35 protein-coding genes are annotated in these 26,138 nt (G+C 71.9%); 20 read left to right on the forward strand and 15 right to left on the reverse strand.

The genetic code is table 11. The features are described 5' to 3' along the window. The first annotated feature begins 58 nt into the window (after positions 1 to 58). Complete coding sequence (locus ACYVLT_RS04790) at positions 59 to 997, forward strand: RNA polymerase subunit sigma-70 (RefSeq protein ID WP_461118863.1); 939 nt, start codon at positions 59 to 61, stop codon at positions 995 to 997. 209 nt (positions 998 to 1,206) lie between these two features. Here ACYVLT_RS04790 and ACYVLT_RS04795 read toward each other — a convergent pair whose 3' ends face one another. Next, on the reverse strand, positions 1,207 to 1,851 hold the full coding sequence (locus ACYVLT_RS04795; protein ID WP_461118864.1) for a DJ-1/PfpI family protein: 645 nt from the start codon (positions 1,849 to 1,851) through the stop codon (positions 1,207 to 1,209). Between the two features lie 63 nt (positions 1,852 to 1,914). Further along, positions 1,915 to 2,925, reverse strand: coding sequence for a GlxA family transcriptional regulator (locus tag ACYVLT_RS04800; RefSeq protein ID WP_461119242.1), 1,011 nt, complete (start codon positions 2,923 to 2,925; stop codon positions 1,915 to 1,917). A 25-nt stretch (positions 2,926 to 2,950) separates the two neighbouring features. On the opposite strand from ACYVLT_RS04800, the gene ACYVLT_RS04805 reads away from it, so the two are divergent. Both ACYVLT_RS04805 and ACYVLT_RS04810 read left to right on the forward strand, forming a co-directional pair. Then, complete coding sequence (locus ACYVLT_RS04805; RefSeq protein ID WP_461118865.1) at positions 2,951 to 3,700, forward strand: aminotransferase class IV; 750 nt, start codon at positions 2,951 to 2,953, stop codon at positions 3,698 to 3,700. A 44-nt stretch (positions 3,701 to 3,744) separates the two neighbouring features. After that, entirely contained in the window at positions 3,745 to 4,629 is an 885-nt protein-coding gene (locus ACYVLT_RS04810; protein ID WP_461118866.1) for a hypothetical protein, read from the forward strand. 4 nt (positions 4,630 to 4,633) lie between these two features. On the opposite strand, the gene ACYVLT_RS04815 is transcribed toward ACYVLT_RS04810, so the two are convergent. Next, a complete protein-coding gene (locus ACYVLT_RS04815; RefSeq protein WP_197289421.1) occupies positions 4,634 to 5,083 on the reverse strand; it encodes an Lrp/AsnC family transcriptional regulator in 450 nt (149 codons plus the stop codon). Continuing rightward, entirely contained in the window at positions 5,080 to 6,207 is a 1,128-nt protein-coding gene (locus ACYVLT_RS04820; protein ID WP_461118867.1) for a M24 family metallopeptidase, read from the reverse strand. Before ACYVLT_RS04820 ends, ACYVLT_RS04815 begins: the two co-directional genes overlap by 4 nt. Positions 6,208 to 6,607: 400 nt before the next feature. On the opposite strand from ACYVLT_RS04820, the gene ACYVLT_RS04825 reads away from it, so the two are divergent. Both ACYVLT_RS04825 and ACYVLT_RS04830 read left to right on the forward strand, forming a co-directional pair. Beyond that, entirely contained in the window at positions 6,608 to 7,549 is a 942-nt protein-coding gene (locus ACYVLT_RS04825; protein WP_461119243.1) for a 5'-3' exonuclease, read from the forward strand. A 370-nt stretch (positions 7,550 to 7,919) separates the two neighbouring features. Beyond that, positions 7,920 to 8,753, forward strand: a complete 834-nt coding sequence (locus ACYVLT_RS04830) for a hypothetical protein (protein ID WP_461118868.1) — start codon at positions 7,920 to 7,922, stop codon at positions 8,751 to 8,753. 40 nt (positions 8,754 to 8,793) lie between these two features. Here the strand turns inward: ACYVLT_RS04830 and ACYVLT_RS04835 are convergent, their stop codons facing one another. From ACYVLT_RS04835 to ACYVLT_RS04845, 3 genes are all read right to left on the reverse strand, one after another. Continuing rightward, complete coding sequence (locus ACYVLT_RS04835) at positions 8,794 to 10,038, reverse strand: GNAT family N-acetyltransferase (RefSeq protein ID WP_461118869.1); 1,245 nt, start codon at positions 10,036 to 10,038, stop codon at positions 8,794 to 8,796. A 170-nt stretch (positions 10,039 to 10,208) separates the two neighbouring features. After that, entirely contained in the window at positions 10,209 to 10,946 is a 738-nt protein-coding gene (locus ACYVLT_RS04840; protein ID WP_461118870.1) for a DUF4333 domain-containing protein, read from the reverse strand. A 112-nt stretch (positions 10,947 to 11,058) separates the two neighbouring features. Further along, the gene (locus ACYVLT_RS04845) at positions 11,059 to 13,824 is read right to left on the reverse strand and encodes a DEAD/DEAH box helicase (protein ID WP_461118871.1); all 2,766 of its coding nucleotides are present in this window, start codon (positions 13,822 to 13,824) and stop codon (positions 11,059 to 11,061) included. A gap of 129 nt (positions 13,825 to 13,953) precedes the next feature. On the opposite strand from ACYVLT_RS04845, the gene ACYVLT_RS04850 reads away from it, so the two are divergent. After that, complete coding sequence (locus ACYVLT_RS04850; protein WP_461118872.1) at positions 13,954 to 14,439, forward strand: hypothetical protein; 486 nt, start codon at positions 13,954 to 13,956, stop codon at positions 14,437 to 14,439. On the opposite strand, the gene ACYVLT_RS04855 is transcribed toward ACYVLT_RS04850, so the two are convergent. The 8 genes from ACYVLT_RS04855 to ACYVLT_RS04890 all read right to left on the reverse strand — a co-directional run bounded on the left by ACYVLT_RS04855 (position 14,423) and on the right by ACYVLT_RS04890 (position 20,051). Then, complete coding sequence (locus ACYVLT_RS04855; protein ID WP_461118873.1) at positions 14,423 to 15,337, reverse strand: diacylglycerol/lipid kinase family protein; 915 nt, start codon at positions 15,335 to 15,337, stop codon at positions 14,423 to 14,425. The genes ACYVLT_RS04850 and ACYVLT_RS04855 overlap by 17 nt on opposite strands. Positions 15,338 to 15,381: 44 nt before the next feature. Next, entirely contained in the window at positions 15,382 to 16,299 is a 918-nt protein-coding gene (gene tatC / locus ACYVLT_RS04860) for a twin-arginine translocase subunit TatC (protein WP_461119244.1), read from the reverse strand. 120 nt (positions 16,300 to 16,419) lie between these two features. Next, positions 16,420 to 16,782 carry a Sec-independent protein translocase subunit TatA gene (tatA, locus tag ACYVLT_RS04865; RefSeq protein ID WP_360447733.1) on the reverse strand — a complete coding sequence of 121 codons (363 nt, stop codon included), beginning with the start codon at positions 16,780 to 16,782 and terminating at the stop codon, positions 16,420 to 16,422. Then, complete coding sequence (locus ACYVLT_RS04870; protein WP_461118874.1) at positions 16,775 to 17,041, reverse strand: bacteriophage holin; 267 nt, start codon at positions 17,039 to 17,041, stop codon at positions 16,775 to 16,777. The genes tatA and ACYVLT_RS04870 overlap by 8 nt, the downstream gene beginning before the upstream one ends. Before the next feature lie 18 nt (positions 17,042 to 17,059). Then, positions 17,060 to 18,031 (reverse strand): helix-turn-helix transcriptional regulator, encoded by a 972-nt coding sequence (locus ACYVLT_RS04875; protein ID WP_461118875.1) that lies wholly within the window; start codon positions 18,029 to 18,031, stop codon positions 17,060 to 17,062. Continuing rightward, positions 18,028 to 19,014: a helix-turn-helix transcriptional regulator gene (locus tag ACYVLT_RS04880; RefSeq protein ID WP_461118876.1), complete on the reverse strand. Its 987-nt coding sequence runs from the start codon at positions 19,012 to 19,014 to the stop codon at positions 18,028 to 18,030. Before ACYVLT_RS04880 ends, ACYVLT_RS04875 begins: the two co-directional genes overlap by 4 nt. Before the next feature lie 156 nt (positions 19,015 to 19,170). Next, entirely contained in the window at positions 19,171 to 19,488 is a 318-nt protein-coding gene (locus tag ACYVLT_RS04885; RefSeq protein WP_461118877.1) for a hypothetical protein, read from the reverse strand. A 134-nt stretch (positions 19,489 to 19,622) separates the two neighbouring features. Next, positions 19,623 to 20,051 (reverse strand): helix-turn-helix domain-containing protein, encoded by a 429-nt coding sequence (locus ACYVLT_RS04890; RefSeq protein WP_461118878.1) that lies wholly within the window; start codon positions 20,049 to 20,051, stop codon positions 19,623 to 19,625. Positions 20,052 to 20,227: 176 nt separating this feature from the next. Here ACYVLT_RS04890 and ACYVLT_RS04895 point away from each other — a divergent pair, with 176 nt between their 5' ends. The 14 genes from ACYVLT_RS04895 to ACYVLT_RS04960 all read left to right on the forward strand — a co-directional run bounded on the left by ACYVLT_RS04895 (position 20,228) and on the right by ACYVLT_RS04960 (position 26,101). Beyond that, entirely contained in the window at positions 20,228 to 20,449 is a 222-nt protein-coding gene (locus ACYVLT_RS04895; protein ID WP_461118879.1) for a transcriptional regulator, read from the forward strand. A gap of 73 nt (positions 20,450 to 20,522) precedes the next feature. Next, positions 20,523 to 20,834, forward strand: coding sequence for a hypothetical protein (locus ACYVLT_RS04900; RefSeq protein ID WP_461118880.1), 312 nt, complete (start codon positions 20,523 to 20,525; stop codon positions 20,832 to 20,834). Next, positions 20,822 to 20,947, forward strand: a complete 126-nt coding sequence (locus ACYVLT_RS04905) for a hypothetical protein (protein ID WP_461118881.1) — start codon at positions 20,822 to 20,824, stop codon at positions 20,945 to 20,947. The genes ACYVLT_RS04900 and ACYVLT_RS04905 overlap by 13 nt, the downstream gene beginning before the upstream one ends. Beyond that, positions 20,944 to 21,780 carry a hypothetical protein gene (locus tag ACYVLT_RS04910; protein ID WP_461118882.1) on the forward strand — a complete coding sequence of 279 codons (837 nt, stop codon included), beginning with the start codon at positions 20,944 to 20,946 and terminating at the stop codon, positions 21,778 to 21,780. The genes ACYVLT_RS04905 and ACYVLT_RS04910 overlap by 4 nt, the downstream gene beginning before the upstream one ends. Further along, positions 21,777 to 22,121 carry a hypothetical protein gene (locus tag ACYVLT_RS04915; RefSeq protein WP_461118883.1) on the forward strand — a complete coding sequence of 115 codons (345 nt, stop codon included), beginning with the start codon at positions 21,777 to 21,779 and terminating at the stop codon, positions 22,119 to 22,121. Before ACYVLT_RS04910 ends, ACYVLT_RS04915 begins: the two co-directional genes overlap by 4 nt. Then, positions 22,121 to 23,116 (forward strand): CRISPR-associated protein Cas4, encoded by a 996-nt coding sequence (locus ACYVLT_RS04920; protein ID WP_461118884.1) that lies wholly within the window; start codon positions 22,121 to 22,123, stop codon positions 23,114 to 23,116. The genes ACYVLT_RS04915 and ACYVLT_RS04920 overlap by 1 nt, the downstream gene beginning before the upstream one ends. Further along, positions 23,113 to 23,379: a hypothetical protein gene (locus ACYVLT_RS04925; RefSeq protein WP_461118885.1), complete on the forward strand. Its 267-nt coding sequence runs from the start codon at positions 23,113 to 23,115 to the stop codon at positions 23,377 to 23,379. Before ACYVLT_RS04920 ends, ACYVLT_RS04925 begins: the two co-directional genes overlap by 4 nt. Next, positions 23,376 to 23,768 carry a hypothetical protein gene (locus tag ACYVLT_RS04930; RefSeq protein ID WP_461118886.1) on the forward strand — a complete coding sequence of 131 codons (393 nt, stop codon included), beginning with the start codon at positions 23,376 to 23,378 and terminating at the stop codon, positions 23,766 to 23,768. The genes ACYVLT_RS04925 and ACYVLT_RS04930 overlap by 4 nt, the downstream gene beginning before the upstream one ends. Next, a complete protein-coding gene (locus ACYVLT_RS04935; RefSeq protein WP_461118887.1) occupies positions 23,765 to 24,322 on the forward strand; it encodes a hypothetical protein in 558 nt (185 codons plus the stop codon). The genes ACYVLT_RS04930 and ACYVLT_RS04935 overlap by 4 nt, the downstream gene beginning before the upstream one ends. After that, on the forward strand, positions 24,319 to 24,957 hold the full coding sequence (locus tag ACYVLT_RS04940; RefSeq protein ID WP_461118888.1) for an ASCH domain-containing protein: 639 nt from the start codon (positions 24,319 to 24,321) through the stop codon (positions 24,955 to 24,957). The genes ACYVLT_RS04935 and ACYVLT_RS04940 overlap by 4 nt, the downstream gene beginning before the upstream one ends. Continuing rightward, positions 24,950 to 25,186 (forward strand): hypothetical protein, encoded by a 237-nt coding sequence (locus ACYVLT_RS04945; protein WP_461118889.1) that lies wholly within the window; start codon positions 24,950 to 24,952, stop codon positions 25,184 to 25,186. The genes ACYVLT_RS04940 and ACYVLT_RS04945 overlap by 8 nt, the downstream gene beginning before the upstream one ends. After that, positions 25,179 to 25,529, forward strand: a complete 351-nt coding sequence (locus tag ACYVLT_RS04950) for a hypothetical protein (RefSeq protein WP_461118890.1) — start codon at positions 25,179 to 25,181, stop codon at positions 25,527 to 25,529. Before ACYVLT_RS04945 ends, ACYVLT_RS04950 begins: the two co-directional genes overlap by 8 nt. After that, positions 25,522 to 25,740 carry a hypothetical protein gene (locus ACYVLT_RS04955; RefSeq protein WP_461118891.1) on the forward strand — a complete coding sequence of 73 codons (219 nt, stop codon included), beginning with the start codon at positions 25,522 to 25,524 and terminating at the stop codon, positions 25,738 to 25,740. Before ACYVLT_RS04950 ends, ACYVLT_RS04955 begins: the two co-directional genes overlap by 8 nt. Continuing rightward, positions 25,733 to 26,101, forward strand: a complete 369-nt coding sequence (locus ACYVLT_RS04960) for a hypothetical protein (protein ID WP_461118892.1) — start codon at positions 25,733 to 25,735, stop codon at positions 26,099 to 26,101. Before ACYVLT_RS04955 ends, ACYVLT_RS04960 begins: the two co-directional genes overlap by 8 nt. Positions 26,102 to 26,138 lie beyond the last annotated feature (37 nt).

Consider the following 26,138-nt stretch of genomic DNA (forward strand, 5'->3'; position numbering starts at 1 on the left):
GGTCACATGTTGTGCGACGTGCGACCGGCACGTCACCGTACAAGTCCGGAGGGTGGCCATGAGCGAGGTTGCGCAGATGACGGTTGACTTCACGCGGGAAGCGGAGCGGTACCGGCACGAGCTGCGGGTGCACTGCTACCGGCTGCTCGGCTCGTTCGACGAGGCCGAGGACCTGGTGCAGGAAACGTTCCTCAAGGCGTGGCGCTCCAGGGACACCTTCGAGGGGCGGTCGTCGTTCCGCGCGTGGCTCTACCGGATCGCCACGAACGCGTGCTTCGACGTGATCAACCGCCGGCCCGCGCAGGCCACGACCGAGGACATGCCCGCGGCCGACGTGCCGTGGTTGCAGCCGTTCCCGGACGCCCTGCTGGACGCCGAGCCGGACGAGGAGGTGGTGGCGCGGGAGACGATCGAGCTGGCGTTCCTGGCCGCGGTGCAGCACCTACCCGCCAAGCAGCGGGCGGTGCTGGTGCTGCGGGACGTGCTCGGCTGGCCCGCGAGCGAGACGGCGGCGTTGCTGGAGGACACCGTGCCCGCGGTGAACAGCGCGCTGCAACGCGCCCGCGTGACCATGCGCAAGCACCTGCCGCAACGGCGTGCCGACTGGTCCGGCGACTCGAACCCGCGGGAGAAGGCGGTCGTCCGCAGGCTCGTGGAGGCCACCGAGCGCTGCGACGTGGAGCTGATGGCCTCGACGTTGCGCGAGGACATCACCTGGACGATGCCGCCGCAGCCCGAGTGGTACCTCGGCCGCGACGCCGTGATGGAGCTCTGGACGCCGGTGATGGTGGGTCCGGAGGCGTTCGGCGAGTGGAAGACGCTGGAGACCAGGGCGAACCGGCAGCCCGCCATCGCCGCCTACGCCCGCAAGCCCGGCGAGGAGCACTTCCGGCCGGTGGCGCTGGACGTGCTGCGGATCGAGGACGGCGAGATCGCGCAGATCATCACGTTCCCGTCCGACCGGTTCCCGCTCTTCGGCCTCCCCGCGACGCTGTGAGCTTCGACGTCCGGCTGGTGACCGTGGCGGGCACCGGCCCGTACGACCCGCGGGAGTGGCGGGACGCGCTGGTGATCGTGCTCAGCGGCACGCTCGACCTGGACGGCGAGCTGTTCGAGGAGGGGTCGGTGCTGGCGTTGGCCGGGTTGCCGCTCCGGGTGCTGCGCCAGCACGGCGGGCAGCCCGCCGTGCTGGCCGCGGTCACCCGGTCAACCCGCCGCGAACAGGCCGCGGGCGAAGGCGACGAGTTCGGCGGGCGCCCGCTCGGGCGAACCGGTCCGGTAGGGCGGGTCGGGGTCGTACTCGATCACCAGCTGGGTGAACCGGGCCCGCTCGTCGCCCCAGATCCGGCCGACGAGGGTGAGCGCCATGTCGATCCCGGCGGACACCCCGGCGCCGGTGACCACGGACCCGTCGACCACCACCCGCTCGGTGCGCACCTCCGCGCCGAGGGCGGCCAACTCGTCGCGCAACGCCCAGTGCGTGGTCGCCGGACGGCCGTCGAGGATGCCCGCCTGCGCCAGCAACGTCGACCCGCTGCACACCGACGTGGTCCAGGTCGCGGTCGGGTGCACCTCGCGCAGCCACGCGGCGACCACCCCCTCCGCCAACACCTCCGCCCAGCCGGCGCCGCCCGGCACGACGATCACGTCGGCGCGGTCCAGCGCGTCGAACGTGGTCGTCGGCACGATCGTCAACCCCGCGTCGGTGCGCACCGGCTCGGGTGCCGCGGCCACGAAGTGCGCCGTCACCTCCGGCTGGTGCCCCAGCACCTCGTACGGCCCGACCAGGTCCAACGCGGTCATCCGCGGGTAGAGCACGAAAGCGACGTCCATCCGGTCCCCCTCTGACATCCGTTCCTCCTGTGACATCCGATCCCCTGCACCGAATTTCTCTGCACCCGAATCCCGGTGGCCTCATGCCGCGCCGGTGGTGCGGAACCTGTCGCGGTAACCACCCGGCGGCACCCCGAGCACCCGCAGGAACGCCCGGCGCAGCGTCTCCGCCGAGCCGAAACCACAACGCCTGGCCACGACGTCCAGCCCTTCGTCGCCGGACTCCAACACCCCCGCCGCCGCTTCGACCCGGACCCGCTCCACGTACCGGGCGGGCGACACGCCGACCCGGCGCGGGAACACCCGGGCGAAGTGCCGCGGACTCATCGCGGCGCGGCGGGCCATCCCCTCGACCGTCCACGCGGCCGCCGGGTCGTCGACGACCGCGTCGAGCACGGCCCGCAACCCCGGCTCGCGCACCGGCGGCACCCGCGACCGCACGCTGAACTGCGACTGCCCGCCGGGCCGTTGCAGGAACACCACCATCCACCGGGCGATCAGCCTGGCCAGCGCGGCGTCGTGGTCGCTCTCGACCAGCGCCAACGCCAGGTCGATGCCCGCGGTGACGCCTGCGGACGTGACCAGCCGCCGGTCCTGCACGTAGATCGCGTCCGGCACCACGTCCACCGACGGGTGCTCGGCGGCGAGCCGGTCGCAGTACGCCCAGTGCGTCGTGGCCCGGGCGCCGTCCAACAGGCCGGCCGCCGCCAGCACGAACGCGCCCGTGCACACGCTGCCCACCCGCCGCGCGCCGTCCGCGACCCGCCGCAGGTGGTGCCGCAGCTCGGCGTCACGGGCCGCCGCGGCGAACGTGAACCCGCCGACGACCAGGACCGTGTCCACCCCGCCGGACACCTCCCGCAGGTCCTCGGCCTCCACCCGCAGCCCGCCGGTGACGCCGAACCCGCCGCCGACGGCCGCCAGCCGCACCCGGTAGCCGCCACGCACCCGGTTGGCCCCGTCGAAGACGTCCGCCGGGCCCGCGATGTCGGTCAGCGCCGCACCCTCGTACCCGACCACCAGGACCTCGCGTTCCACACCGTCCACCCTCTCCGCCGCCCGGGACGGCGGCAACGACCGGCGACCCTCGATTCCTGCCACGCTACGGTCCTGCCCCGTGTTGAGGATCGAGATCGACGGCGGGCCGCCGAGCACCGAGGCGCTGGCCGCCGGCCTGCTGGCCAACTACGGGCACTTCACCGCGCTGCAGGTCCGGGACCGCCGGGTGAAGGGGCTAGACCTGCACCTGCGCCGCCTGGACCTGGCCAACCGGGAGCTGTACGGCGCCGGGCTGGACGGGGAGCACGTCCGCGCCCTGATCTCCCACGCGCTGGGCGACGACGTGCGCGACGCCGCCGTGCGGGTCGTCGTGTTCGGTGTCGGCGTGCCGTCGGTGATGGTCGCCGTGCGCCCGCCGGTCCTTCCCCCGGCCACACCACGACGCCTGATGTCGACGACCTACACGCGGCCGCTGCCGCACGTGAAGCACCTCGGCGGGTTCGGTCAGCTCCACCACGGCAACCTCGCCCGGCAGGCGGGCTACGACGACGCCCTGCTCACCGCCGACGGCCTGGTGGTCGAAGGCGCGATCGCCAACATCGCGTTCTTCGACGACGACGGCGCGGTCGTGTGGCCCCGGGCCGACTGGCTGCACGGCGTCACCATGCAGCTGCTGGAGCGGGCGTTGCCGGCCCGCCGGGAGGTGGTGCGGTTGGCCGACGTCGGTCGCTACCGGGGCGCGTTCCTGACCAACTCCGTCGGCGTGGTCGGGGTGTCGCGGATCGACGACGTCACGTTCGACCAGGTCGCGGCGTTGGGCCGGGTCCAGGCCGCCTACGACGCGATCCCCGCCGACCCGGTTGAGTAGATCCACCGATGTCGGCCGCGGCGGGCGCACGAGATCGTGTGCCGGTGATCGACTTACGAGTGCCCGTGCAGATCGCCGCGGTGTGGCTGGTCGGCACGCTGTCCGGCGCGACCGTCGGCTGGTTGGTGATCTTCGGGTTCTTCCTCGGCAGCGCCGTGCTGGTGGCGGTGGCCATGATCGGCCCGTTCGTGCTGTTCTTCCTGGTCGGCACGCTCACCGCCCGCGCGAGCCCGTTGACGGCCACGGCGGGGCGTCGGGTCGGCTGGACGGCGGCGGTGACGGTGCTCGGGTTGGTCGGCGCGGTGCTCTACACGTCGGTGCTGGAGGCGAGCGGGCCGGCGCAACCGCCGCCGTGGCTGGGCATCGCGGGCGTCGGCGTGCCGTTCGCGCTGGTCGCGGCGATGCTGGCGGACGGTTTGGCGGTGCGGCTGGTGTCCGTCGGCGTGACCGGCGCGGCGGTGGCGTTCGGGATCTGGCTGCCGACCACCATGCCGGGTGACGACGCGGCGTCCCGGATCGCCCACGCGAAGGCGCCCGGCGGCGTGCTGCTGATCGCCACGCCGGAGGGCTACGACTTCCCGCGGCTGACCATCACCGACGGCCGGGCCACCCTGGACTACTCCCCGTCCGGCCCGGTCGGCGAGCTGCACGCGTTCCCACGGCTGGTGGTGCGGCCCGCGACCGTCGAGACCGCCGGGCTGGTGGACCAGCCCACCACCACCGACCACGTGGTCGTGCGGCGGATGGGCGACGTGGAGGCGGTGGCCGTGGTGTCCGACGCGGCGGACGTCTCGGCGGCACGCGAGTTCGTGCTGTCGGTGCGGCCCGCGACCGACGACGAGGTCGAGCGCCTCCTGCCGCGGGACCCCGGCCGGCCGGACCGCGACGTGCTCGCCCGGTTCGCGCGCACGTGGCGCGGCCTGTTCTGAGCGCTCAGACGGCGGGCGGCCGGTCCTCGTACGGCGTGGACAGCACCACGGTGGTGCGGGTGGACACGTTCGCCACCTCGCGGATCTGCCGGAGCAGCTCCTCCAACGCGTGCGGCGACGCCACCCGCACCCGCAGCACGTACGAGGCGTCGCCGGCGACGGAGTAGCACGCCTCGATCTGCGGCAGGTGCTCCAGCCGTTTCGGGTAGTCGTCCGGAGCCGCCGGGTCGATCGGGGTCAGCGAGATGAACGCGGTCAGCGGCAGGCCGACCTCGTCGCCGTCCAGCCGCGCCGCGTAGCCGCGGACCACGCCGCGCTGCTCCAGCCGCCGCACCCGCTGGTGCACGGCCGACACGCTCAACCCCACCCGCTCGGCGAGGTCGGTGAAGCTGCACCGGCCGTCGGCGGCCAGCTCGCGCAGGATCGCCCGGTCTATCGGCTCCAGGTTCGTCACGCGGGCAGCACCACCAGCTCGTGCGGTCGGTTGTTGACGCTCTCCGCGCCGTCGGCGGTGACGATGACGATGTCCTCGATCCGCGCGCCCCACCGTCCGGGCAGGTAGATGCCGGGTTCGACGCTGAACGCCATGCCCGGCTCCAGCGGCAGGTCGTTGCCGGTGACGATGTAGGGGTCCTCGTGCACGTCCAGCCCGATGCCGTGGCCGGTGCGGTGCACGAAGTGCTCGCCGAAGCCGGCGTCGGCGATGATGCCGCGCGCCGCCGCGTCGACCTCCTCGCACGTGACGCCCGGCCGGACCGCCTCGACGGCCGCCCGCTGCGCGGCCTGGAGCACCGCGTAGGTCTCCCACACGTCGGCGTCACGCGGCTCGCCCAGCACGTAGGTGCGGGTGGAGTCGGAGTTGTAGCCCTCGGCCACCGGGCCGCCGATGTCGACCAGGACCACGTCACCGGCCTCGATCACCCGGTCGGACACGTCGTGGTGCGGCGAGGCGCTGTTCGGCCCGGAGCCGACGATGACGAACTCGGCCAGCGAGTGGCCCTCGGCGACGATCGCCGCGGCGATGTCGGCGCCCACCTCGGCCTCGGTGCGGCCGGGGCGGACCCACTCGGCCATCCGCGCGTGGACCCGGTCGATCGCCGCGCCGGCCTGGCGCAACGCGGCCACCTCGGCGGCGTCCTTGCGCATCCGCAGCTCGCGCATCACCGGGCCGGCCGGCACCTGCTCGCCGCCGACGACATCGCGCAACCGCAGCACGTGCAGGGCGGGCATCATGTCGGAGACCGCCGTCCGGTCACCCTTCAACGCCCGCTTGACCAGGGCGTACGGGTCCTCGCCGTCGACCCAGGTGGCCACCTCGACGCCCAGTTCGCCCGTGGGCACGTCGGCGTAGCCGGGCTGTTCCAGCTTGGGCACCACCAGCACCGGTGTCCCACCGACCGGCAGCACGAGGCAGGTCAACCGCTCGAACGACTCCCCGCCGGCGCCGATGAGGTAGCGCAGGTCCGAGCCGGGCGAGACGAGCAACCCGTCCACGCCCGCGATGGAAGCCGCGGCAGTTGCCCGGTCGAGGCGCGCGCGCAGGGCGTCGACGTCGACGGGCCCAACTTGGGTCGACATGGGAAGGAGCCTAGTGGTGCGCGGCCGTGCGCACGCCAACAAGCCGCCCGCGCCACCCGGCCCGCCGAGCGCGGAACCGCCCTCGCCTGCTCCACGATCGGGTGATCCTCACGAGTTCGACAAAAAACCATGAACCGAAACGGCGTTATCCGCAACCTCGAACGTCGGTTGGAACAACGAGGCCGCGCCAACCACCTCCCGACCGCAAACCCGCCCCTCCGCTCCCCGCCCTCACTCCCCGCCCCTCCCCTCCCACTCACCCACCTCTCCTCTCTCCCACTCACTCACCGCCCACCATCTGCCGGCAGCCCGACCCACCCCCACGGGATGGGGATGGAGTTATCCACAGGGATGAGCGGGGCGATCAACGATGTCGGTGCTCTCTGGCAAGCTGTCCCGGGTGAGCAACCCGCTGGTCCTGATGGACGCCGCCAGCCTGTACTTCCGGGCGTTCTACGCGCTGCCCGAGTCGATGACCGCACCGGACGGCACACCGGTCAACGCGGTGCGCGGGTTCGTCGACACGATCGCCAAGGTCATCACCGAGCGGAAGGCGAGCCGCCTGGTGGCCTGCCTGGACGCCGACTGGCGGCCGGAGTTCCGCGTCGCCGCGCTCCCGTCGTACAAGGCCCACCGCGTCGCCGAGAGCGCCGTCGACGGCGAGGAGGAGGTGCCCGACACCCTCACCCCGCAGGTGCCGATCATCCTCGACGTGCTGGACGCGGTCGGCATCGCGACCGCCGAGGCCGCCGGCTACGAGGCCGACGACGTGATCGGCACCCTGGCCGCGCGCGAGACCACCGACCCGGTCGAGGTGATCACCGGCGACCGCGACCTGTTCCAGGTCGTGCGCGACGAGCCGACCCCGGTGCGAGTCCTCTACCTCGGCCGCGGGTGGGCGAAGGCGGAGCTGCTCGGGCCGGAGGAGCTGGCCGCCAAGTACGCGCTGCCGGTGCACGACGCCGGGCGCGCGTACGCCGGCATGGCCGTGCTGCGCGGTGACCCGTCGGACGGCCTGCCCGGCGTCGCGGGCATCGGCGAGAAGACGGCGGCGAAGCTGATCAGCGAGTTCGGCTCGCTGCAAGCCGTGCTCGACGCCGTGCACGACGGCCGCGACCGCAAACTCACCACCCGCGCCCGCACCGCGTTGCTCAACGCCCAGGACTACCTCGCCGTCGCACCGACCGTGGTCGACGTGGCGACCGACGCGAAGATCGTCATGGACCGCCCGGACCCCGTGCCCGCCGCGCCGGTCGACCCGGACCGCGTAGCCGAGCTGACCCGGCGCTGGGGCCTGGGCAGCTCCCTACCCCGACTCCTGACCGCCCTCGAACGCCGCTAGTTCTGCCCGACGGGGAGGCCCATCGACGAATCCACTAGAGCCCGCTAGAGCCCGCAGCAGACGAGCCCGCATGGGGCGCGTTGCCGACGCGTCGAGCAGGGCCGTTCCCACGGGTCGAGCCCCGCGCCGCCGACGCGTCGAGCAGGCCTTGGCGGACGCGGCCTGCAGAGCTTGGCGGATGCGCCGAGAAGGGCTGGGCCGTCGAGTAGAGCTTGGCCGCCGCGTCCAACCGGGCTTGGTGGACGCGTCAAGACGGGCTGGGCCGTCGCGTCGAGCGGGGCGGGGCGTCGAGCAACGGCCAGGGTGGCGCGGTGCCGACCGCGCGATCGGCGGGAGTGGCGTTGCGGTGGCGAGTTGTAGCGTGCGCCGCATGTGTGTCTCGACGGACGACGCCGAGTTTCGCGGCACGATCCTCTACGCGGGCCGGTGTGATCATCGGTTGCACGGGCGCGTCGAGGTGCTCGGGTACCAGAACAGCGTGGTGAACCTGGCCGACGGGCCGAACTCGATGATCTTGCACGTGCCCGCGGTCGGCGTCACGCGCGGGAACTTCCTGGCCGCGGGGCGCGACGGTGCCGTGCTCACCCGGATGGTGGACGCCGTCGGCGCGTACGCCGCGGCGGGCGACGGGCCGGCGACGATGGACTGGACGGGCGACGACGTGGAGGTGTTCGAGCACGACGTCTACACCGTCTTGTTGGCGGCGGACCCGACGCGCGTCCCGCAAGCGCTCGAACAGGTGCCGCCGCACAAGCGCCCTCGGCTGCGGCCGGAGTTGTTCCAGTTCTACGCCGATGTGTTTCCTGGTCACACGATCGTGTTGTGCTGCTTCGACAACGCCGAAGCGCGGTGGGCCAAGCCGCTGCTGCTCTGGTACCGCCCGACCGACCCGGAGCGCTTGGTGCTGCCCGCGTTGGACAGCCACACCGGCGCGGTTCCGGATCTCGATGCGTGGGTCCGTCCGGATCACTGGTTGGTCTACGGCATCGGCGGCGGCGGGACGGGCGAGGTGAGCCCGGATTGGGGCCACCCGGTCGAGCACGGCAGCAGGATGCGTCACAAGCTGCGCGAGTTCCTGCCTGATCGGGTGATCGGGATGCGCGTCGCGCACGAACCCGCGCCCAACGGTGACTTCGTCCTCGCGCGTGACGACCTCCTGCGCGGTGACCTGTCGAAGGTGCAGCGGCTTCGCCCGATCAGGTGAAGAGGTGAAGATCAGGTGAGGAGGTGAGAACCCGGTGCGGTCAGAAGTACGAGCCGCACCAAGGAATCTCGGACGTTGCGAACAGCGCGTCGGCACGCGCGAGCGCACCCGACTCGACCACGTCCAACCGGCGCGTCGCCGCCAGGGTCGAGAACGACACGTCACCCAGGTAGGTGGAGGCAAGCGCGTCCACGTCCAGCACCAACTCGGGCTCGTCGTCGACCCGCGTCACGCCGTCCGCCGCAACCCGGTACGACCCGGAGTTGTCCGGCAGGTACGTGTCGCGCACACCGATCACCACCGGCTCGCCCGACCGGTACGTCCGCGCCGACAGGGCGGCCTGGACGTCGAGCAGGCGCAGCCACGTCTCGTCGTCCTCGTCCGCCACCCGGCACGCGCGCCGGTCACCCAGCAACCACTGCACCGGCTCGTCCACCGGCCTGCCGAACGCCGCCACCTCGGCGACGAGGTCGACGCCGAGCACGAACAGCCACAGGTCGGCCCACGCCTCCGCGTCCCGCGCCCACAGGTCCAGGACGGTGAGCGTGGTCGGCTTCTCGTCGTCGGAGCCGTGCCCGCCGGGCACCACCTTGAACACCACGTAGCCGTCGTCACCGGAGGCACCGGAACCACCTGAGCCACTGGAACCACAGGAGGCGCCGGACCGGACCGCGATCTTGATGTTCTCCTCGGCCGCCACGCGCCGGACGTTCAGCCCCCACCACGCGGGCCACCGGGAGATCGTGCCCGCACGCCGCGGCGACAGCTCCTCGAACAACCCGTGCGCGATCCGCTCCCCCGCCTCACCCTCGACCAGCCGCACCCGACCGACCGGGCGCGTGCGCGGCGCGGCCCGCCGCCGGTCGATCCGCAGGAACCGGTACCGCGTCGCCACGCCGTAGCCGTACTGGCCGTAGATCGCGGTTTCCGACGCACGCAGCGTCGCGACGACGTCACCTTCCGCCCGCATCGCCCGCAGCTGCGCCCGCTGCAACGCGCTCAGCACACCCCGGCGCGTCCAGTCCGCCCGCACCCCGACCCGGCTGACGGCCCCGTGCGGCAGCACGGCCCCTCCCGGCACGGCGAGCCGCGACGGGAACGACTGGACCGTGCCGATCATCTCCCCGTCGGCGAACGCCCCGAGCGCGCGGCCGGGCTGGTACGACTCCTGCGCGAACTTCCACTGGTCGTCCGGCGCGGGCGTGTGGTGCAGCGTGCCGCGGAACAGGGAGTGCGCGGTTCGGTACTGGGAGTCGTCCAGCACGCGGACGTCGTGGTCGGTCACCACCGCATGGTGCCGGAGGAGTCGCTCGCAACGCTAACGACTTTCACCGTGGGGCCGGCCACTAGCCACAGACCACGAGCTACAAGTCACAGGCCGCAGGCCACAAGCACCGGGGCCACTCCCGCGACGAACGCGGAAGTGGCCCCGGGCGAGCGAACAGCGAAGCGCGATCAGCCGGCGGGCTGGCCGACCTCGTACTCGCCGTCTTCCGTCTTGACCGTGATCTTGACCGTCTTGTCCTTGCCGCCGACCTTCACCTTGCACTCGAAGGTCGTGTTCGGCTTGACCTCCTGCTCGGCCGGGCAGGTCGCGCTCTCCACGTCGGAGATCTTGTAGTCGTCCTTCAGCACACCCACGACGCCGTTCTGCACGGCCGCCTGGTCGAAGACCTTGGTGTTGAAGAAGCCCGGCGTCACGAATCCGGTGATGCCGACGGCCGCGACCACCAGCACGACCAGCGCCACCACGACCCACAGCACCGCGCTGGACTTCTTCGGCGGCTGCTGCCCGGGCTGCCCGTACTGGCCCGGCTGGCCGTACTGGCCCGGCTGCTGCCCGTACTGGCCGGGCTGACCCGGCTGGCCGTACTGGCCGGGCTGCCCGTACTGACCCTGCTGCGGCTGCCCGTACGGGTTCGACTGCGGGTTGTTCGGGTCGTACCCGGCGGGGTACTGCTGGGTGTACGGCTGCTGGGGCTGCTGCGGCTGGCCCCACTGCTGCTGCGAGGGGTCCGGCTGCCCGTACGGGTTGGGCTGCTGCGACGGGTCCGGCTGCCCGTAGGGGTTGGGCTGCTGAGCGGGGAAACCACCCGACGGCGTGCCGGGGTACCCACCACCGTAGGGCTGTTGCTGCTGGCCCCACTGCGGCTGCGGGTCGTTCCCTCCGGACGGTCCGTACGGACTGGTCATGCTCGGCCTCCGACGGTAGGTCTGGAACGGTGGTGGTGAAGCTGTTCAAGGCTTGCGGGCGCGATCAAACCACAGCTGTGCGGAGGGTACCCACCCACCCCGCAAAGCTTTGTCAAACGGTGGCCATCGCCACCACCCCGCGGCGCAACGCGTCCACGGCCTTTCGGGCGGCCGCTCCCACCGGGTCGCCGCCGCCGACGACGTCGCGGATCTGGTCCAGGAAGTCGATCACCTGGCGGCACCACCGGACGAAGTCGCCCGCGCCCAGTTCGGCGCCGTTCTCCTCGGCCGCCGACAGCACCTTCTCCAGCGACTCGCCGCGCGCCCACCGGTACACCGCCCACGCGAACCCGGGATCGGGCTGGCGGGTGCGGTCGAGCCGGTGCCTGCGCTCGTCGTCCTCCAACTCGGCCCACAGCCGGGCGGTGGCGGTCAACGCGTCGGAGACCTTGCCCGGTGGCAGCCGCGCCTCCAGCGGGCCGTCCCGGCGCGCCTCGTACACCAGCGCCGACACGACCGCGGCCAGTTCCGCGTGGTCGAGGTCGCGCCACACGCCGTGCCGGAGGCATTCCGCGGCCAGCAGGTCGGATTCGCTGTAGAGCCTGGTCAACCGCTTGCCGTGCTCGGTGACCTCCTCGCCGGGCCCGTTCTCCTCGGCGTGCAGGTATCCGCGTTCGCGCAGCAGGCCGCGGATCCGGTCGAACTCGCGCGCCAACGAGTGCGTGGTCGCGGCGACCTTGCGCTCGACCTGGTCGGTCTCGGCCAGCAGCCGGTGGTACCGCTCGCCCCAGCGGGCGTGCTCCTCGCGCTTCTCGCAGCCGTGGCACGGGTGCGCGCGCAACGCCCGCCGCAACGTGGCCAGTTCCGCGTCGTCGTCGGCGTTCGAGCGGCGCTTGCGCATCGCGGGCGCGACGATCCCGGTGGCGCGCAACGACGCCGCCAGGTCGCGGCGTGACTTCGGCGAGCGGGTGTCGACCTGCTTGGGCAGCCGCATCTTGCCCAGCACCTCGACCGGCATGGGGAAGTCCGCGGACGACAGCCGGCCCGCCCACCGGTCTTCGGTGACCACGAACGGGCGCGCCTCGCCGAGCGGTTCCAGGCCCGGGTCGATCACCACGGCCAGCCCGGACCGCCGTCCGGACGGCACCGCGATGACGTCGCCCTTGCGCAGGCGTTCCAACGACTGCGCCGCCTCGGCCCGCTTCGCCGAGGTGTTCTGCCGCGCCAACGCCTTCTCCCGCTCGGCGACCCGGCGGCGCAGCGACGCGTACTCGGTGAAGTCGCCGAGGTGGCAGGTCATCGCCTCGGCGTAACCGCCGAGCGCCTCCCGGTTGCGCTCGATGCGCCGGGCCAGCCCGACGACCGACCGGTCGGCCTGGAACTGGGCGAACGACTGCTCCAGGATCTCGCGTGCCGCCGCCGCGCCCAGCTGGTTGACCAGGTTGACGGCCATGTTGTAGCCGGGCCGGAACGAGGACCGCAGCGGGTAGGTGCGGGTGGACGCGAGGCCGCCGACGGCCTTCGGGTCGACGCCGGGCTGCCACACCACCACGGCGTGGCCCTCGACGTCGATGCCGCGCCGCCCGGCGCGTCCGGTGAGCTGCGTGTACTCGCCGGGGGTGAGGTCGACGTGCGCCTCGCCGTTGTACTTGACCAGTTTCTCCAGCACGACGGTGCGGGCGGGCATGTTGATGCCCAGCGCCAGCGTCTCGGTGGCGAAGACGACCTTCACCAGGCCGCGGACGAACAGCTCCTCCACGGTTTCCTTGAACGCGGGCAGCAGGCCGGCGTGGTGGCTGGCGATGCCGCGCTCCAGCGCCTCGCGCCACTCCCAGTAGCCCAGCACCATCAGGTCGCCCTGCGGCAGGTCCTTGGTCTTGGCCTCGATGACCTCGCGGATCTGCTCGACCTCGTCCTGCGAGTTGAGCCGCAGCCCGGCCCGCACGCACTGGAGCACGGCCGCGTCGCAGCCGGCGCGGCTGAACACGAAGTCGATCGCGGGCAGCAGGCCGGCGCCGTCCAGCCGTTGCACGATGTCCACCCGTGACGGCGGCTTGAACCCCGACGCCCGCGGTGGCCTGCCCCGCTGGTCCTTGTTGTTGCGGTTGCGGCTCCACGGCACGTGGAAGCGGGCCAGGTCGTCGGTGTGCCGCAGGAGCTGCGGGTTGATCCGGGCGTGCCCGTCGGGGCCGTCGCCCGCGAACAGGTCGAGCATCCGGCCGCCCGCCATCATGTGCTGCCACAGCGGCACCGGTCGGTGCTCGTCGACCACGACGGTGGTGTCGCCGCGCACCTCGACCAGCCACTCGCCGAACTCCTCGGCGTTGCTGACCGTGGCGGACAGGCCGACCAGCCGCACGGATTCGGGCAGGTGGAGGATCACCTCCTCCCACACCGGGCCGCGGAACCGGTCGGCCAGGTAGTGGATCTCGTCCATCACCACGTAGGCCAGGCTGGTCAGCGTCGAGGAGCCCGCGTACAGCATGTTGCGCAGCACTTCGGTGGTCATCACGACGATGGGCGCGTCGCCGTTGACCGAGGTGTCGCCGGTGAGCAGGCCGACCTTCCGCGCGCCGTAGCGGGCGACGAGGTCGGCGTACTTCTGGTTCGACAGGGCCTTGATCGGCGTGGTGTAGAAGCACTTGCGGCCCTCGGACAGGGCCAGGTGCACGGCGAACTCGCCGACGACGGTCTTGCCCGCGCCGGTGGGGGCGCAGACCAGCACGCCGTGCCCGTCCTCCAGCGCCTCGCAGGCGCGTTCCTGGAACGGGTCGAGTTCGAACGAGATGACCCCCAGGAAGTCGGCGAGCTTGGGCCGGGAGGAGCGGCGGCGGAAGTCCGCGTAGGAGTCGGCCGGGGACCGCGAAGTGCTTGACACCTGTCCAGGCTGTCACACGCCACCGACAAAATCGCTTCAGATCCGCAGCGGACCCCGGAACACCGCATTTAATCAACACTGAAGTTATAAAGACCACCAACAGTGGTCCGTGCGGCACACTCGTGTGCCGTGGAGGCGATTCCGTTGGTGGAGGGCGACCTCCGGTGGGTGTTCCCGGACCTGGTCGACGTGGGCCCGGTGCTCGACGTGCTGCGGCTGGCCGCCGCGCGGGTCGAGCGGCTGGCCGGTCACCTGGGCGGACCGGGCACCGGCCTGGTGTTCGACCACCTGCCCGGCGCGCCCTACGCGGGGCTCTCCGCCCTCGCCGAGGTGGAGGAGGTCGCGTTCCGCGTGCACGTGTCGCTGCCGCGCGATCCGCACCGCCACGTGCTCACGCCGCCACCGCCGTGGCAGGTGGAGGGCGAGATCTCGGTCCGCTGCGACGCGATCCAGGACTGCGGCAGGCACGAGATCGAGACCGTCGAGTCGGCGCACGACACCCCGTTGGACGCCGCCAACGGGGTGCTGGCGTTCGCCGGGTGGCTGTTCGAGCGGGGCACGACCGAGCCGCACGGCTCGTGGCGCAGGCGCGACGTGCTCAGCCGGCACCGGTGACGGCCGCCCCGGTGACCCCGGCCGCGGTGACGGCGGTGAGGGCGCCGGGCACGCAGGTCGTCGTCAACGGCACGTCGCTCAGCCGCTCACCGTCGGCGTAGGCCACCCAGGAAGGCCCGGACAGCCGCGCGGAACGCGCCCGCAACGTGCGCACCGCCGGGTGGTCGACGTGCCGCCCGGTGCGCAGCGTGGGCAGCATCCGCAGCAGGGTCCGCCGCGGCGCGGCCCGCACCACGGTCAGGTCGAACAGGCCGTCGGTCGGCGAGGCGTCCGGGCACACCGGGATGCCGCCGCCGTAGCTGGTCGTGTTGCCGACCGCGACCAGCAGCGCGTCCAGCTCCAGCACGTCGTCCTCGGTCTCCACGACCAGCCGCCGCGGTCGCAGCACGGCCAGTTCGGCCAGGATCGCCAGGTCGTAGCGCCGGGGTCCGGCGGGCCAGCGCATGGCGTTGGCCCGTTCGTTGACCGCGGAGTCGAACCCGGCGCACAGCACGGTGGCGAACCACGGGCCGTGCTCCACGCGCCCGAGGTCGAACCGGGCGCGGGTGCCCTCGCGCAACGCGGTGACCACGTCGTCCACCGAGGCGACGCCCAGCGCGGTGGCCAGGTCGTTCCCGGTGCCGGCGGGCACCACGGCGAGCGCGGTCCCGGACTCGGCGCACGCCTGCACGGCCAGGTGCGCGCCGCCGTCGCCGCCGAGGACCACGAGCACGTCCACGCCCGCGTCGACCGCCCGGCGTGCGGCTTGCGCCGTGCCCTCGGCGGTGCGCGCCACGTGCAGGTCGAGGTGGTCGACGACGGCGCGCAGCCGTTCGGCCACGGTGCCCGCCATGCGCGCGGCCCTGCCCTTGCCCGAGGCGGGGCACACCAGCAGGGCCGCCCGCGTTGACGTCGACATGGTCGGCAAGCCTACAAAGATTCCACCCGATCGAGTGGTCTCGCTCAGGTCACGTCGTCGTAGCGGACCCGGCCGGGCGAGTCGGGCGTGGGCGTCGGGTCCGGCGTGGGCACCGGGTCGGGTGACGGTTGCTCGACCGGCGTCGGCGTGTACTCGAACGGTGCGGCCTCGTCGTCCGGTATCTCGTCCAGGCCCTCGGCCTTGCGTTTGCGCTCGACCCGCCGGTCGTGCACCCGGGCGAGCTGGATGGCCAGCTCGAACAGCAGCACGAGCGCCACGGCCAGCGCGACCATCGAGATCGGGTCGGTGCCCGGTGTCGCGATCGCGGCGAAGATGAACAGGCCGAACACGATGCCGCGCCGCCACTTGTGCAGCTTCTCGTAGCTGACCACGCCGACCTGGTTGAGCATCACCACGATGAGCGGCAGCTCGAAGCTCACCCCGAAGATGAGCAGCAGCGCCAGCACGAAGCTGACGTACTCGCCGGCGGTCAACGCGGTGATGAACTGCTCGTCGCCGAAGCCCACCAGCACCGACAGGCCCTGCGGCACGACGTAGAACGCCAGGGTGGCGCCCGCGGCGAACAGCACCGACGCGCAGGCCACGAAGACCACGGCGAAGCGCCGCTCCTTGGCGTACAGGCCGGGCGAGATGAACCGCCACACCTGGTAGAGCCACAGCGGCGCGGTCAACGCCATGCCCGCGCCGGTGCCGACCTTCAGCCGGATCATGAAGACCTCGAACGGCTTGGTCTGCAACAGCTGGCAACCCTGCCCCTGCTGGGTGAGCCGCTGGGTCTCCGGGATGCCGCAGTAGGGGGCGATGACGATGTCACCGAGGCTGGGCAGGCCGAAGATGCGCCAACCCCACCAGATGAAGCCGAAGATCGCGCCGCACGCGATGAACAGCAACGCCAACCCCAGCCGGTGCCGGAGGTCGTAGAGGTGGTCCTTCAACGACATGGTGCCGTCGGGGTTGCCCCGACGACTCGTGACCTTGCGGCGCTCCCGGCGCTGGGACCACCACCGGACCGGACTTGCCCCCACCGTGCGGACCGTCCTTCGGCTCTCGTTGACGCGGCTCTAGTTGGTGTTCTGCTTGTTCTGCAGGTTCTGCGCGGACTGCTCGATGGGCGGCGCGACCTGCGGCTGCACCGGCTGCGGCGGCGCGACGGGCTGGGCCACGGGCTGCACGACCTGGGGCGGCTGGACCACCTGCGGCTGGGCGGGCGGCAGCTGCTGCGGCGCCGGCACCTGCTGGGCCGTGGTGCCCGGCTGGGCCTGCTGCTGCGGGTCGTCCTCGCTGCGCAGCCCCTTGGTCTCCGCCTTGAGGATCTTCGCGGAGCGGCCGATGGAACGGGCCATGTCGGGCAGCTTCTTCGCTCCGAAGAGCAGGATGATCACCACGGCGATGATGATCAGCTCGGTTGGTCCGAGGTTAGGCACCGTTGTCCTCCTGTCTCCCCCGGTCCACCGATGGTACGCGGGGCTTGCCCTCACGGGCGTGGTCCGGACGCCGTTCGGCCACGGCCACCGCCAGCGCGGCGTACCGCGCCCGCAGCAGACCGACGCCATCGCCGACCCTGTCACCCACCAGAGTGCTTGCGGCGCGGAAGCGGCGCAAGGGTCCGATGACTCGGAGCACGGTCACGACGAGCACGACCACCCCGAGGACGATCAGCGCCAGGATCGGCAAGTACGGCACGCCACCACCGTACTTGCCCTAGGTTGACGGGAGGTGATCCGCCCGGCGCAACGCCGCCTCCGCCTGCCGGGCGACCTCGGACACCAGGTCGGGCGGTTGCTCGACGTGCACCTCACCGCCCAACCCGAGCAGCAGCCGCACCATCCACGCGGTGTCGGCGTACCTCATGAGCACCCTGGCCCGCCCCTCGCCCAGCTCGACCAGGCCGTCGGTCGGGTAGTACTCGGCCACCCAGCGGGCGTCCGGTTCGAGGACCAGCACGGCCGTCCGCTGCGACGGGTCGGGCTGGAACAACCCCTCCGACGTATCGGTGGGGGTGGCGTGCGGCGGCGGGGCGGCGGGCTCGGCCAGCACGTCGACGGCGTCGATCCGGTCGAGCCGGAACAGCCGCACGCCGTCCGCCGCGCGGCACCACGCCTCCAGGTAGCCGCGGCCCTCCACCAGCAGCATCCGCATCGGGTCGACGACCCGTTCGGTGATCTCGTCCCGTGACGGGGTGTAGTAGCGCAGGTTCAGCGCACGCCCGCGCAGCACCCCGTCGGACACCGCGTCACGCACGCGTGCGGTCTCCGGCGCCTCGCGCAGGGCCAAGCCGACGGCCACGCCCGCGGGTTGGGCCTGCCCGACCGCGACCTCGATCTTGGCCACGGCGCGCTGCACCGCGTCCTGGTCGACCACGCCGGGCGTCTCGGCCAGCGCGCGCAGCGCCACCAGCAGCGACGTCGCCTCCGCCGCGGTCAGCCGCAACGGGCGGCTCATGCCCGCGTCGAACGTGACGGTGACCGTGTCGCCCTCGAACGACAGGTCGATCAGGTCGCCCGGTCCGTAGCCGGGCAGCCCGCACATCCACAGCAGTTCCAGGTCCTTGCGCACCTGCTTGGGCGTGACCTCGAAGTCCTCGGCGACCTCGTCGATCGGGATGCCGGGGCGGGCCAGCAGGTAGGGCACCAGGGCGAGCAGCCGGGGCAGCCGGTCGGTGGCGGCGTTCACGCGCGCACCCCCGCGCCGCGCAGCGCGCCCAGCAGCTTCTCCCGCACGGTCTTGGCCAGCAACTCCGGCTCCAGCACCGCGACGTCCGGGCCGAAACCGGCGATCCACGCCGCGGCCGAGTCGGGGAACCTCAACTCGATCTCCAGCACGTCGCCCGGCTCGCCGTCGAAGTCCCGCGCGCCGACGACCCTCGCCCGCCTGCGCACGCCCTGCGCCCGGCCCCGGGCGACCCACAGCCTGGCCGTGGCCGGCACCTGGTCGGCGTCGGGTTGGGTGCGGGCCACGAACGACAGCAGGTCGACCTGGTCGGGCCGCTGCACCGCGCCGGGCTTGCCGAGCACGCGGACGTCGCCGACGATCCGCGACAGCCGGAAGCAGCGCGGCGCGTCGCGGTCCCGGTCGTGCCCGACGAGGTACCACCGGCCGCGCCAGGCGACCACGCCCCACGGCTCCACGGTGCGAGTGCGCACCTCGACCGGCACCGGGCGGCGATAGTCGAACTCGACCACGCGCCCTTCCTGCACGGCGCCCAGCAGCGGCGGGAACGCGGGTTCGCTGGTGCGGACCTTGGGCTCGACCGGCACGTGCACGTCCTGGTCGACGTCGACGCCCGCGGCGCGGAGCTTGATCAGGGCTCCGTGCGCGGCGCCGGTGAACTGCGGCGAGTCCCACAGCCGGGCGGCCAGCGCCACGGCGGCGGCCTCGTCCGGTTCCAGGTCGATGTCGCCGAGCTCGTAGTCCCGGCGGGCGATGCGGTACCCGTCGATCGCGTCGAAGCCCGCGCTGCGGCCGGTCTCCAGCGGCACGCCGAGGTCGCGCAGCTCGGTCTTGTCGCGTTCGAACATGCGGAAGAACGCCTCGTCCGTCGGTGCGTCGGCATAGCCGGGGACGATGGCGCGGATGCGCTCGGCGGTCAGGTACTGCCGGGTCGACAGCAGGCACAGCACCAGGTTGACGAGCCGTTCGGCACGTGCGATGGCCACACCGGAACCCTAACCCCGGACGAACACCCGATGACGCCATCCCCGCCCCCAAGGCGGATGAATGGTCCATTCAGCCCGTGTCATGCGCTGTGCGACCTCTGGTTTTGCCAGTATACCGGGTTGCGCTGTGCTCGTTATTTCCCCGAGTCGAGTGGATCACACCACCCGCAGCCGCGGCGGCGTCGTCACGTCCACGATGCCCACTCCGTCCGCGGTGACCCTGCCGGGCGAGAGGCCGATCGTGCCGTCCGGGTACTCGACCACGGTCCGGCCGTCGAGCAGCTGATGTATCGCCGCTCGGAGGTACTGGTCGAAGTCGTCGTCGCGTCCGAGGCTGAGCATGATCGTGTTGGTGGCGGGGTCGATGCGGCAGGGCACGTCGAGGTCATCGACGATCTCGACGGTGAGACGGCGGAGGTAGCGGACGGCGGCGTATCCCCCGGCCACGAGCGAGGCGGCGTGTGCGGCATCCATGCCTCGTCCAGCGGAATCGGGCTCCACGCTGTTACCTAAATCTGCGGTCTCTCACCCGAACAGAGCAACTTGCTCGACTTTTTGGTGACAGAGAGGCATAGTTGCTGCTCAAAGGGCGCGAACAGATGTTCGATTCAGCTGTCCTGTTGGAGGCGTCGTGGTCCAGAGCCTGGCAAAGGAACCTCCGGGAACGCCGCCGGCCGGGCTGCCACGTCGGCGCCGGAGTGAGTCACCTGAAGGCCGCGCTGGAACCGGCGCCGGATCTCGTCGAGCAGCTCCTCGTCACTGAGGACGGCTGGATCGAGCGACGCCCCCTGAAGTTCCACGCCGGCGATCTCGCTGCCGGTGAGGACTCCCGCATGGACGAGCACCTGGAGCAGCGGCACACCGAGGGCCGTGGCGACCTTGCGGGCGTTGGTGACGGTGGCGTCGCCGCCGTCGCGCCAGCGTGTGACGACGCTGCGGTCGACGTCGCTCTTGCGGGCGAGTTCGGCGATGTTCCAGCCGCGCTCGTCGAGCTCGGCTTGCAGAAACGCCCACCATCCGGTGTCGGTGCCGGTCATAGGTGTGGATGGTACGTGCGTGCACGCAACAGTGGTCATGTCTCCCCCGAAGTTAGTACGGCCTGCCTAACCAGGTAACGACGCGTGGCCGTCTGACCACGCGTTGCTTTTATACCTCACTTGTTGCGTGCGCGCACGCCAAACCGTAGTGTGTGTACATGCACAGCAAGACGCGAGTGAGACGCCTTCGACTGGCACCCGGCTTCGACTACGCGGCCCAACGCCGCACCAGCGGTGCCCCGCTCTACAAGGACATGGACATCGACCGCACGGTGCTCCACCGCGTCCGCACGGGCAAGGCCCAGCCCGGCGCGGCGTTCATCGCCGGCGCGCTCATCGCGCTCGCCCCGGCCAAGTTCGAAGACCTCTTCGAGGTCGTCGCGGCCGACGAGCAGTGACCCCAGACATGACGAACGCCCCGCTGATGGCTGACCGGCCGGCGGGGCGTCCCAGGCACCAGGGAAGGCACCAATGACGACATCCTACCGCACCACCATCCCGGACCCGTACACGGTGATCGCGATCCAGTTCCTGTCCGCGCTCGTCGAGGCGCCGGTGACGGTGTCGGACCAGATCACGCGCGCCGACTGCGGGGTGTGCAACGAGTTCGGTCGCTTCACGGCGGCGACGGTGTACGGCGACCCGGTCCCGGAGGCGTCGCAGCCCGCGGTCGTGGACTGCTGCCCGCGGTGCCTGCCGTCGGTGGCGGACCGGGCGCGGCGCGAGCTGCGGGACGGCTCCCGTGTGGGTGTGCGGATCGAGGTGGCCCCGTGGATTGGCTGATCGCGGTGGCCGTGCTGGGTCTGCTGGCGGGCCTGTTGTGGCTCGGGTGGCGGGCGCTTCAGCACGCCGACGAGCGGTTGCGCCGGATCTACAACGAGGAGTTGGACCGATGAGCAGCCCGAGCCCGGCCGCCGAGGTGGCGGTCCCGCAGCAGCCGAAGCCGCCGGTTCCGTTGGTCGGCCAACTGAACGACTTGGACCAGGCGTACCGGTACGCGCAGGCGTTGGCGCAGTCGAGCCTGCTGCCGAAGGACTTGATCGGCAAGCCCGCGAACGTGCTGACGATCATGCTGTACGGCCAGCAGCTCGGGCTGACGCCCATGCAGGCGGTCCAGTCGATCTACGTGGTGAACGGCCGGCCGTCGATGTCCGGGCAGCTGTGGCTGTCGAAGGTGCGCGAGGCCGGGCACAAGATGTTCATCCCGTGCGTGACGTGCGGGTTCGCGCCGGACCAGCACACCCCGGACACGGGGCACCGGTACGAGTCGGACCACACCGAGCAGCGGTGCACGGTGACGATCGTCCGGAAGGACACGGGCGAGCAGCACTCGGAGACGTTCACGTGGGCCGAGGGTGAGCGGGCGGGGCTGACGCGCAAGGACGTGTGGAAGTCGTGGCCGAAGCGGATGTTGTTGTGGCGGGCGGTGTCGAACTGCGCGACGGTGATCTGCCCGGAGGTGGCGCAGGGTTGGGGCGCTGAGGACGAGGTGGTGGAGCCGGTCCGTCCAACGCTGGCACAGGTCGCGGCGGAGCGCACTGACCAGGTCGTGACGGAGCCGGTCGCGCCGGTGGTGGACGAGGCCGCCGACGAGGCGGCGATGCTGGCCGAGATCCGCGCGCTGGAGCAGCAGCACGACCCCAACGGGCCGATGGACGCCGAGTTGGTGGACGACGGCGGCATGTTCGCCGCGCCCGAGTCGGCGCCGACGGCGGGTGAGCGGCTGTGAACGGGGCGGAGCACTACCGCGAAGCCGAGCGGCTGATCAACGGTGCGAAGGACGCGCCCGGTGCCTACGTCCACACGATCGCGCTCGCCCAGGTGCACGCCACGCTCGCCCTGGCCGCCGCACAGGCGGCGGGCCCGCTCATGGAGATGTGCGGCGACAGCAACCGCATCACCGAGTGGGGCGAGGCCATCGGCTGGGACGACGCGCCCGAGCGTGGGCGGCCGGCCGACGACGAGCAGGTTACGTACCTCAACCCCAACTACTGCAACAAGCCCACCGAGGGCGGCCTGTGCGTCTGGCCGGTGGGGCACGACTTCCCGTGCAGCGTGGTGCCGTTCTGATGACCACCACCGAGAACGAGCGCACGACGGCGGACCTGCTGTTGGAGTGGGACCGCCGCCGCCCGCGCTCGCGGCAGAGGCAGTTGGGCTGGTCGGAGATCGGCGGGTGCAAGCGGCGTGCCGGCTACCGACTCGCGGGCACCGAGCCGTCCAACCCCGGCGGGTCGGTGCAGGCTGTGCTGGGCACGGCGATCCACGACGCCGTCCAGCAGGTGCTCAACGAGATCGCCGCGCCAGAGGACTTGGTGGAGCACCCGGTCAGCTTCGCGGGCATCCCCGGCCACCTCGACCGGTACGAGGCCGACACGTGCTCGCTGGTCGACGTCAAGACCACGTCGGCCCGGTGGCTGGAGCACATCAAACTCCACGGCCCGGACCGCAGCCACCTGTTCCAGCTCGGCGGGTACGGCGCCGCGCTGATCACCGAGGGCCGCAAGGTCCGCCGCGTGGTAATCGACTACATCGCGAGGGACACCGGCGAGGTGTACCGGTGGGAGTCCCCGTTCCGGCCGCAGTGGACGCGCGAGGCGCTGGAGTGGCTGGAGTCGGTGCGCGGTGTCGAGCCCGAGATGCTCAACCGCGACTACGCGCCGGACTCCCCGTTCTGCGGGCACTGCCCGTTCCAGCGCGTGTGCTGGGACGGCGCGGTCACCGGCCGCGACCCGCTGTCGGTGCTGTACGTCGAGAACCCCGACCAGCTCGCCTGGGCGAAGAAGCTCGTGCAGGCCAAGCAGGACCGGGCCGACGCCGAGAAGCGGGAGAAGGAAGCCCGCGGTGCGTTGGACGCGATCCGGCCGAACGACGAGGGCAAGGCGATCGTGGACGTCGGCCTCGACGACAAGGCGCTCCAGTTCACGGTCAAGCAGCCGAACGGCGTGGACTTGGACGCGGTGCGCGCCGAGTACGCGCGGGCCGGTGCGCAGCCGCCGATGAAGCCGGGCAAGCAGTCGATCGAGTTGCGGCTGGTGGCCAAGCCGAAGCCGGTCGTGTCGTGAGCACGCCCTCGCAGATGCCGCAGCGGAGGCCGGTGCACCCGGTCCGGCCTCCGCTGGAGCACCGGCCCGTCCCGCAGTGGCACTGCCGGAAGCTGCGCTACCCGACCCGCGAGGCGGCGGAGGCGGCCCTGTCGCAGATCTGGGCGAAACCCGCGTTCCGGGGCGGCGGGCTGGTCGAGTCGCACGCCTACCTCTGCCCCCGCCACGGCACCACCCAGGTGTGGCACCTCACCAAACAAGACCCCGAAGGACGGACCACATGACCGCAACCAGCGTCAACGGCGTGAACGTCGTCATGGACGAGCCCACCCGATCCCCGATCAGCGACAGGAGCGGCCGGGAGGTCGTGTGGACGCAGACGCGCACACTGACCCTGGCCGACGGCACCATCGTGTACGGCTGCGCCCACTGCGACTACACCAGCCCGAACCGCAACTCGATCCGGCCGCACCTCCAGAAGCACAACGCGGGCAAGAACCCGAAGCCGCCGAAGCCGCTCCTCGTGTCCGGTGACCTGTCGCTGAACACGATGCTGGAGAAGCTGGCCGACGCGGACCGGGCGATCGCCGAGCGGGACGGGTGGAAGCGGCGAGCGCTCGCCGCCGAGCGGAAGCTGTCGAACCTGCGCAGCGCGCTGGGGGTGTCGGCATGAGCGACGAGCCGAAGACCAAGTTCGAGGCCCGCACGTGGAAGTGCGCGAAGAACAGCTTCGTGCTGGAGGAGATCGGCACGGGCGACAAGTCCGTGATGGCGTGGATCGGCGCGCCGTACGACGGGCCGGGCGTGGACCTCACCCCGAAGCAGGCGCGCGAGTTGTCGCGGGCGCTGGTGCGGCGCGCGGACTTCCTGGACCCGCCGGAACGGAAATGGCGGGACGTGTCGCGCACGCCGGGCGAGGTGATCGCCAGCAACCTGGCGACCGGCGTGGCCGCGTCCGAGCACGTGTGGGACGACAGCGAGCCGCCGATGATGACCTACGCCCGCAGCATGATGGTCGTCGACAGCTTCACGGTGGCCGCGCTGATGGCCGAGCTGGAGCAGGTCGCGCCGGACCGGGCGAAGGTGGTGGCCGAGCGGTTGGGCGACGCCTACGAGGACGGCGAGACGGCGTGCGAGCTGCTGTGGCAGTGGCAGAAGGACCGCGAGCAGGGCAAGCCGATCGGGTTCGACCCGCCCGCGTCGCTGCCGCTGGAGGCCGGCGCGTGAAGACGTTGAGCATCCGCCAGCCGTGGGCGTGGGCGGTGGCCAAGGGCTACAAGCCGGTCGAGAACCGCTCGCGCGCCACCACCCACCGCGGCCCGCTGGCCATCCACGCCAGCAAGATGTGGGACCGCCCGGAGGAGCACAACCTGCGCACCGTCGTGCGCCGCGCCCGAGCGGACGGTCACGAGGTTCCGAAGCACCTGCGTGGCGACCTGCCGTACTCCGACGTCGGCATGGTCATCGCCGTCGTGGACGTGGTCGACGTGTGCACCGCCGCACGCACCGGCGAGCGCTGCAACTGCGGCCCGTGGGCGCACACCTACGAGACCCACTGGCGGCTCGACAACGCCCGCCTGCTGCGCGAGCCGTTCCCGGCGAAGGGCCGGTTGGGGCTGTGGGAGTGCGACGACCCGCGCCTCCTCGACGTGCTCAGCGTCGCGCACCGCTCGCTTTGCGACGGCCGCGGCCACGTCGCCCCGGTGGGCTTCAACGCGGGCGAGCCGTACGAGCCCAACGACCACGGCGAACCGTGGCCCTACCCGGACAACGGCCAGCCCGAGCAGTGCATGTGCGGCCACCCCACCTACTACACCTGCCCCGACTGGCTCGGCATCGATGCCGAGGTGTCCCGTGGCTGACCGCCCGTACGAGTCCACCGTGGAGCCCGAGGTGGGCGGCGAGGTCCGCGTCACGGTGGACGGTTGGGGCCGCTGGGCCGTGTGGGTCGACGTCGTCCCCTACGAAGCGGTCGGCACGCAGGCCAGCGCCCCGCTCACCGTCCGCGAAACCCTCGGCGTCGCCCGCCGACTCGTCACCGCCGCCGCCGTGTGCTGGTGGCGCGCCAGGAAGGACAACCACCGTGGCTGACCAGCCGATCGACCCGGACCGCGCCGTGACAGCCGACGTCGTGGTCACCGCCCGGACCGCACAGGGTGATCCGCACGGCTCCGGTCGCGTCATCGCCTACTGCGAGACCCCGACGTTCATCATCGAACGCCCGGACGGCGCCCGATTCTCGTGGCGCGCCGACATGACCTTCGAGGGCACCGTTTGCGGCGACCGGCACAGCTCGGGCAGTCGTTGCCGACTGGCCGCAGACCACGTGGGCGTGCACGTCGGCCCACTGGCCGGGGGCCGCATCTACTACGACGACAGCGGCAACCGCCTCGAAGGCTTCTGGGCCAACACGAAGGAGTCCGCCCGTGCTTGACCGCGACCGCGCCTTGAACTACATCGCCATCTTCATCGGCCTCGGCGACGACTGGCCCTCGTGTGCTCCCGTCGACGGCGTGCGCACGGAGCGCGGCATCCGGATCGGCACCGCCGAGGTCTGGCCCGACCCGGAGCAGTCCGGCACCTGGCTCCTCGACGACGGCACCAACGTCAAGCGCTACACCAAGAAGGAGCCCGCCCGTGCCTGACCAGCCGACGCTCGACCTGGCGTACGCCGACCGGCACGCCGGGCAGGAAGCCAACCTCGCCGCCGGATCAGCCGGCCACCGCGACCACCGCGACATCGTCGAGCTCGCCGTCGCCCTCCTCGCCAAGAACCGCGCCAGATCGTTCACCGCCGACGACGTCCACAAGCTCGTCGCCCACACCCTCGCCGACGGCTACGACCGCAACCTCGTCTCCAGCGTCATGGGGCGTTGGGCCGCCGACGGCCGCATCACCCGCGACACCACCGCCGGACTCGTCCCCTCCTGCAACCGCAGCCGCAAGGGCAGCCGCAACAGCTGGTGGAGAGGTGGCACCAGAACGGCACCCTTCCCCCAGCACTGACCACGTCCCCCTCCCCGCGGGCCGCGCCAGCTTCCCC

This window comes from Saccharothrix stipae (assembly GCF_054781895.1).

What these genes read in the sequence shown, in the direction of transcription:
- ACYVLT_RS04790 (WP_461118863.1), top strand. Translation starts at nt 59, where the DNA reads ATGAGCGAGGTTGCGCAGATGACGGTTGACTTCACGCGGGAAGCGGAG.
- ACYVLT_RS04795 (WP_461118864.1), bottom strand. Translation starts at nt 1,851, where the DNA reads ATGTCAGAGGGGGACCGGATGGACGTCGCTTTCGTGCTCTACCCGCGG.
- ACYVLT_RS04820 (WP_461118867.1), bottom strand. Translation starts at nt 6,207, where the DNA reads ATGTCGACCCAAGTTGGGCCCGTCGACGTCGACGCCCTGCGCGCGCGC.
- ACYVLT_RS04830 (WP_461118868.1), top strand. Translation starts at nt 7,920, where the DNA reads ATGTGTGTCTCGACGGACGACGCCGAGTTTCGCGGCACGATCCTCTAC.
- ACYVLT_RS04840 (WP_461118870.1), bottom strand. Translation starts at nt 10,946, where the DNA reads ATGACCAGTCCGTACGGACCGTCCGGAGGGAACGACCCGCAGCCGCAG.
- ACYVLT_RS04855 (WP_461118873.1), bottom strand. Translation starts at nt 15,337, where the DNA reads ATGTCGACGTCAACGCGGGCGGCCCTGCTGGTGTGCCCCGCCTCGGGC.
- tatC (WP_461119244.1), bottom strand. Translation starts at nt 16,299, where the DNA reads ATGTCGTTGAAGGACCACCTCTACGACCTCCGGCACCGGCTGGGGTTG.
- ACYVLT_RS04885 (WP_461118877.1), bottom strand. Translation starts at nt 19,488, where the DNA reads ATGGATGCCGCACACGCCGCCTCGCTCGTGGCCGGGGGATACGCCGCC.
- ACYVLT_RS04890 (WP_461118878.1), bottom strand. Translation starts at nt 20,051, where the DNA reads ATGACCGGCACCGACACCGGATGGTGGGCGTTTCTGCAAGCCGAGCTC.
- ACYVLT_RS04900 (WP_461118880.1), top strand. Translation starts at nt 20,523, where the DNA reads ATGACGACATCCTACCGCACCACCATCCCGGACCCGTACACGGTGATC.
- ACYVLT_RS04910 (WP_461118882.1), top strand. Translation starts at nt 20,944, where the DNA reads ATGAGCAGCCCGAGCCCGGCCGCCGAGGTGGCGGTCCCGCAGCAGCCG.
- ACYVLT_RS04920 (WP_461118884.1), top strand. Translation starts at nt 22,121, where the DNA reads ATGACCACCACCGAGAACGAGCGCACGACGGCGGACCTGCTGTTGGAG.
- ACYVLT_RS04930 (WP_461118886.1), top strand. Translation starts at nt 23,376, where the DNA reads ATGACCGCAACCAGCGTCAACGGCGTGAACGTCGTCATGGACGAGCCC.
- ACYVLT_RS04935 (WP_461118887.1), top strand. Translation starts at nt 23,765, where the DNA reads ATGAGCGACGAGCCGAAGACCAAGTTCGAGGCCCGCACGTGGAAGTGC.